The following is a 5,006-nucleotide window of genomic DNA, read 5'->3' as shown; positions in this document are numbered from 1 at the left end:
GACGGGGCTTGCCGCGCCTTTTGGTCAGGGTGCGTACTCTTCAAACTCGCTCCAAAAAGGCCACCCCCTCCACATGCCCGGTTTGGGGAAAGAAGTCAGCCGCCCGCCATTGGGTAAGGCGATAGGATCCCTCTGCCAGTAGGATCTGCAAGTCTCGCGCCAAAGTGGCAGGGTGACAGCTAATGTAGACGATGCGTGGTGGTCGTCGCAGCTTTAGGGTCTCGAGCACTTGGCGGTCGCAGCCGCGCCGCGGCGGATCCAGCACCACAATGTCGGCAGGGGGCAGGGTCGGCAAAACCTGTTCCACCGTGCCCTGGAAAAATTGGGCTGAGGCGATACCGTTGAACTGGGCATTGTAGCGGGCTTGGGCCACCGCTTCCGGCAAAGCTTCCACCCCCATCGCCCGTTTCGCCCGTTGCGCCAGCAGCAAGGTTAAGGTGCCGATGCCACAGTAGGCATCCAGGATGGTTTCCTCTCCCCGCAGGTTCAGTTGGTCGGCTATCCAGGTAAAAAAGGCTTCTGCTTGCTCTGTGTTGACCTGGAAGAAAGAGGTGCTGTCGATCCAGAGGGAAAAACCGGCAAATTCCTCCCGCAAAGACCCCCGACCGGCAATCACCTCAGTCTCCGGGCCGAAGATGGCATTGGTGCGGGCCGAGTTGAGATTGAGACAGACCCCCACCAGGTCAGGGTAGCGCTGCATCCAGCGTTCGGCCCAGCTTTCCAGATGGGGCAGGCGACGACTGCAACTGACCAAGGTCAGGAGCACCTCGCGGGTACGGCGACCGATGCGCAAACCCAAGTGGCGGAGATGACCTTGGTGACGACTTTCGTCGTAGACACTCCAGCCCGTTTCTTGGAGATCCCGCTTGATTTCCCTCAGGAACACATCCAGCCGCTCGTCTTGCACGGGGCATTGGTTGAGGTTCACCAGGCGGTGGCTGCCCCGTTGGTAGTAGCCCATGCGCAAGGGCTGGCCCTCCGGTTTGGCCATGGGGTAGGTGACCTTGTTGCGATAGCGCAGCGGCTGCTGGGATCCCAAAATAGGGACAGGCTGCGGCAGAGTCAGACCGCCAATCCGCTCCAGTGCATCCCTGAGGATTTGCTGCTTGGTGGCCAATTGCTGGGCATAGCTGACATGTTGCCATTGGCAGCCACCACATTTGTCCGCCACAATGCAGGCTGGTCGCACCCGTTGGGGAGAGGGAGAAATCAGCGACCGAATTCGCCCGACCAAGTAGTTGCGCTTGATCTCGGTTATTTGGGCCACCACCTGATCCCCGGGCACCGCCTGGGACACAAACACCACTCGCCCTTGTCCAAGTCCTACCGTGTGGGCAATGCCATCTCCCTGGGGGGTCAGGGCCGTGACCTCCAACATCAAAAGATCCCCAGGTTTAACGGGATCAGGAAGGCCGGAAGGGATCGGATGTTCCATTAGGCTGTTTCGCCGAAATTCGAAATAACTATAACCATAGGTCAGGTCGTGTTGGCTGGAGTCAGCATTGCCGGAAAAAGCTGTAGCAAGGCAAAAAGCATGTCAGCCGCCAACTGCTTACGGGATTGAAAACCCCATCCAATGAAGTGGTTCACTCCTTGGTCAAAACAGATAGAGAAGGCAAAACATCTTCTCGAAAAGGAACCTCGTTTTGATTCACGTTCTCCAGCTCGGCCAACATGAGAGGGTTAACCCGGTTTAGGTAGGGCACCAAAACCTGTTGTAGCCTTCGGCTGTAGAAGCGGTGGTAGCTGTACACAGGCGTGGCCGGAAATCCCCGTCGAATCTTATGGGATCCCCCTGCGCCGGGATCAAAGTTGCGGATCCCTTCTCGGATGGCGAGGGCAATGGGCTCGTAGTAGCAAACGTTAAAGTGCAAAAACTTCACCTCCTCCCGACAACCCCAGTAGCGCCCGAACAGGCGATCTCCCTTACGAATACAAAAAGACATCCCCACAATTTCTGCATTCCGTTCCCCGGCCACCAGCACAACTCGCTCCCGATAGTTGGGATAGAGAGACTCGAAAAAGCGGCGATTGAGATATTTGCTCCAGTTCCAAAATTGGGCGCAGGTGTTGCTGTAAAAGTCGTACATGAGAGACAACAGGCGGGGCGTGATCTCCTCTCCTGTGTAAATCTTGAGTTCTAGGCCGCTTTTTTCCATTGCAGCCCGCTCTCGCTTGATGTTGCGCCGCTGGTTGGCATTGAACTGGCTCAAAAAGTCTTCGTAAGAGCGGTAGCCGGGGTTGTGCCACTGGTAGTTGTGGGTGATCCGGGGCGTAAATCCATCCGACTCCAATTGAGTCCGCCAGTCCAGATCTACATAAAGCAAGCTAAACACCGAAATATCCTTCTCTTGGCAAAACCGGTCAATGGCTGCCAGCATCAACGACCACACCTCTGCTTCCGAATACTCGGGATGGACGAGGATGCGATAGCCCGTGGCTGGGGTGAAGGGGGCCATGCCGATTAACTTCGGGTAGTAGCGTTCCCCCAATTGGCCGGCAACTGCAGCCCATTCTTGGTCAAAGACAAACTCCCCCTGGCTGTGGCTTTTCAAATACAAGGGGGCAGCAGCAATCAACTGGCCGTCCGCCTCCACCAACAGGTGACAGGGCAGCCACCCCGTCTTGCGGCTGGCACAACCTGAGCTTTCTAGGCTGTGCAACCATTCGTATTCCAAAAAAGGAGAGGTGCGCTCCGTTTGCAAGGCGTGCCAGGCCCCTGCTGGGATCTCGCGAATATCGTGGCACCAGCGCCATTTCAACCCGGTTGACATTTGCCTGCTCGGATCAGACCAACCCGCCGTGCAATTGCCTCAGCTTGGCTGGGAAAAGGCCCCCAATGCTCTTGCCGACTCAAGAGGGGATCCCCCGCCGCCAAATGCAGCACCTGGCAGGATCCCTGCGCCTGCTTGATTATGGACCACCCTGAAGCGGGGTCGGAAACCACGCTGCTGCTCCTTTGCCCGTCCACAACTTCTCCGGCGGAAAACCACACTTTTGGGTTCTGGTTTGATTTTAATCGGGATCCCTGGGCTCGTAGTAACGGTTGGCCAATTCCAAAGCCATCTGAAACTTCTGCTCGCGGGTGAGGTCAGCCCGTCGGGCAATGTGAGCAAAGCGGTTGATATCTGGGGGCAGGAAGTCGAAAGGACGCTGTTCCCGCACGATGTCCAAGACCAAATCGCAAAGGGCCTGCTGGTAATCGTTATAGAAGATCTCTCCCAAAGCCTTGAGCCGTCCATCGGGCACCGGATTGTTAAAGTCGATGGCCTGGAGCTCTCCCTGCTCGTCGATAAATAGCTCCACCGAGTTCATTTCATAGCCCAAAACTCGATTGATAATCCGACAGGTATTGATGACTTTCTGGCCCATTTCCGGAGTAAGAAATTCTGGATCAAACAGATATTCGCTGGCATCGAACTTGCGAAAGATATACTTGATCGGAATGATCTTTCGGCCAATGCAGAGGGCGCGAATCTGCCAAGGGTAAGGGGTTTTGACCTTCTCTTGGATCATCATCACCTGAGATCCAGAGCGGTCGTAAAAATAGAGGAGCTGCTCCATGTTGTGGGCTATTTCTACTCCAATGGCCTCTCGCCCCTCCGCCGGCTTGATCACCATTGGCCAGCCCAGGTCTTCCGCCATCCCCTGCCAATCGAAAAACTTATGATACTTAAAGTCCTCTGCTTTCAATGCAGGGGCTTCTTTAGGGGGCAGAATGTAAGTTTTGGGGATGGAGATCCCCAGCTCTTTGACCACCATGTAGGCAGCATCTTTGTTGCGCAGGTAGTAATAAAAGCTAAAGGGGTTGTTGATGAGGTAAACCCCCCGAAAGGCAAAGCCCATGAATAGGCCGATGGCTTGGGGGTAAAGGTAGCTGAAGCGATCCAGGATCAAGCGATACTTGGTGCAGTAATCCAGGTTCACCTCATGAATGGTGACGTGTTCGGCCCGGATCTTGTAAGTTTGGCCGTTGCGAGCTTGAACAGGGGGAAGTGCGTTGAGGCGAGCCAGAGTATCGTCCCCGAAAGGCTCGCTGAAGTGCAGGCTGCCAACCCAATAGTCTTCAATCATCAAAGCTCTCTCGTCAAAAGCTATTCCCTGCAAGGGATCCTACGCGAAGGCGCGGATTTGCGCTTGCCAAGTGGGCCAATCGTGATTCCCCTCCCATACCTCCAGTTGATGGGGGATGTTGTTGCGGCTAAGCACTTCCGCCAGACGCAGGTTGTCGCTGAGGCAGTGGTCGTGGCGAGCGGTGAGCAGCTTCAGCTCGGTGTTGCGCCCGCCCAAGTGATCCCAGAGTTGCCGGCTCATGTTGGACATATAGGCCAGCGGGTTGATGAAATACAGCTCCTGCTCTGCCCGTTGGGGATCCCAGCCGGTGACAGAGCCGAGAGCGGCCACATCGTAGGGCCCCCCCAGAGCCAAACAACGGCGCACTAGGCCGGGATGCCGACAGGTGAGGTTGACAGCATGGGTAGCTCCCAGGGAAAACCCAGCCACCACCAGAAACTCATTTTGCGCCTCGGCCTTGGCGTAGGGGATCAGCTCTTCTACCCAGTGCTGCTCCAGCAACAGCCAACGATCCCGCCGTTGGGGCAAGTCCAGCTGGCGGTTGAACAAGGTCTCCCAATCCAGGGTTTCCACGCAAAAAGCCTGCAAATAGCCCTGCTCCAGATGATGGCTGAGGCTGGCAATAATGCCGCGATCTTCCACGTCAAAAAAACGCCCGTTGCTGGTGGGCAGACAGATCAGCGGGTAGCCGTGATGCCCAAAGTGGAGCATCTCCATTTCCCGGCCCAAGATCTGAGAGGGAAAGCGCAAGTAGCGGCGAGCGTAGGCCATGAAAAACGGGGAAGGGATCCTCAAGAAATACCCAACCTTTCCGGGGGAAGCATTCTGCTCTGCCTGGTCGAGAAAGGCAAAGGGCACTCTCTGGAAAGGTCCACAAGAGCCACCAGAACAGATGGGAGCAGACGTAAACTACCCGACCCTGACTGCTTCGC

General features: G+C 56.2%; 5 protein-coding genes. All 5 read right to left on the bottom strand.

The annotated features are described in order from the left end of the window. Positions 1-40 precede the first annotated feature (40 nt). The 5 genes from rlmD to NW818_RS06055 all read right to left on the bottom strand — a co-directional run bounded on the left by rlmD (position 41) and on the right by NW818_RS06055 (position 4,869). Complete coding sequence (gene rlmD / locus NW818_RS06075) at positions 41-1,435, bottom strand: 23S rRNA (uracil(1939)-C(5))-methyltransferase RlmD (RefSeq protein WP_414424085.1); 1,395 nt, start codon at positions 1,433-1,435, stop codon at positions 41-43. A 151-nt stretch (positions 1,436-1,586) separates the two neighbouring features. Further along, positions 1,587-2,774: a GNAT family N-acetyltransferase gene (locus tag NW818_RS06070; protein ID WP_414424084.1), complete on the bottom strand. Its 1,188-nt coding sequence runs from the start codon at positions 2,772-2,774 to the stop codon at positions 1,587-1,589. Beyond that, positions 2,759-2,947, bottom strand: a complete 189-nt coding sequence (locus NW818_RS06065; RefSeq protein WP_414350610.1) for a hypothetical protein — start codon at positions 2,945-2,947, stop codon at positions 2,759-2,761. The genes NW818_RS06070 and NW818_RS06065 overlap by 16 nt, the downstream gene beginning before the upstream one ends. Positions 2,948-3,015: 68 nt before the next feature. Beyond that, positions 3,016-4,074 (bottom strand): ATP-grasp domain-containing protein, encoded by a 1,059-nt coding sequence (locus NW818_RS06060; RefSeq protein WP_414424083.1) that lies wholly within the window; start codon positions 4,072-4,074, stop codon positions 3,016-3,018. Positions 4,075-4,113: 39 nt separating this feature from the next. Beyond that, complete coding sequence (locus NW818_RS06055) at positions 4,114-4,869, bottom strand: alpha/beta hydrolase-fold protein (protein WP_414424082.1); 756 nt, start codon at positions 4,867-4,869, stop codon at positions 4,114-4,116. Positions 4,870-5,006 lie beyond the last annotated feature (137 nt).

The sequence above is a fragment of the Synechococcus sp. R6-5 genome (genome assembly GCF_047461775.1).
Lineage (GTDB): Bacteria > Cyanobacteriota > Cyanobacteriia > Thermostichales > Thermostichaceae > Thermostichus.
This window is presented reverse-complemented; position numbering and strand designations above follow the sequence as displayed.

What these genes read in the sequence shown, in the direction of transcription:
- rlmD (WP_414424085.1), bottom strand. Translation starts at nt 1,435, where the DNA reads ATGGAACATCCGATCCCTTCCGGCCTTCCTGATCCCGTTAAACCTGGG.
- NW818_RS06070 (WP_414424084.1), bottom strand. Translation starts at nt 2,774, where the DNA reads ATGTCAACCGGGTTGAAATGGCGCTGGTGCCACGATATTCGCGAGATC.
- NW818_RS06060 (WP_414424083.1), bottom strand. Translation starts at nt 4,074, where the DNA reads ATGATTGAAGACTATTGGGTTGGCAGCCTGCACTTCAGCGAGCCTTTC.